This window comes from Anaerovorax odorimutans, assembly GCF_024459955.1.
GTDB lineage: Bacteria > Bacillota > Clostridia > Peptostreptococcales > Anaerovoracaceae > Hominibacterium > Hominibacterium odorimutans_A.
Genome location: NZ_JANFXK010000083.1, coordinates 1 through 635 on the forward strand (window position 1 = coordinate 1; position 635 = coordinate 635).

At 35.7% G+C, this 635-nt stretch carries 1 protein-coding gene; it reads right to left on the reverse strand.

The genetic code is table 11. The features are described 5' to 3' along the window. Positions 1-61: 61 nt before the first annotated feature. Positions 62-343 carry a hypothetical protein gene (locus NE619_RS17955; protein ID WP_256133855.1) on the reverse strand — a complete coding sequence of 94 codons (282 nt, stop codon included), beginning with the start codon at positions 341-343 and terminating at the stop codon, positions 62-64. Between the last annotated feature and the right edge of the window lie 292 nt (positions 344-635).

Below are 635 nucleotides of genomic sequence, written 5' to 3' on the forward strand. Positions count from 1 at the left end.
TCCCTGGTATAAGTAATATTTATCGAATTGTTTTATTATGAATAAAGTAAACTGGAAATTTTCATACTTCCGTAAAAATACATTCCAGCTTTTTCATCCCAGCTTTGTGATTACAATACAAAAATGTACCATCACCATCAATCGTGTGAATGACATCAAAACTTACACCGTCTATTTCACACTCAATAACATCACAGTCTGGCCCCATGATTGATTTACCAATTTTACAATTAGCGTTTCGTAGAATGCTCATTATTTCTTCATACTCTTCCTCATCAGAACGTTTTTCACAATTTGCAAAATAGAGATGAGACATATCATTATCCAAATAAAATGATTTCATAGTCAAAATGCTCCCTTATAACTCCCAATTTTCCAACCTAAGTACTCATCTAAAGTTTATCACAAGGCCCGCTCTATTCCCAGCTATTTCTCTCACACGTTCAGCTAACTTGGAATTCCTTTACTCCACTTAAGTATGTAACCGCTCCCTCCTCTTGTCTCCAACCAGAAGACAAAAGGGGGAGCAAACAATTTTAATACGTTCTTTTCCCCACTAAATTCTAATTCCTATTTCTTATCCCCTTTCTTTTTCCTACTGTGCCGAAACACAACCACAGCCATTATTACTGCCA

Bases quoted from the DNA above. Each gene is read 5' to 3' on its own strand.
- NE619_RS17955 (WP_256133855.1), bottom strand. From the start codon at position 343: ATGAAATCATTTTATTTGGATAATGATATGTCTCATCTCTATTTTGCA.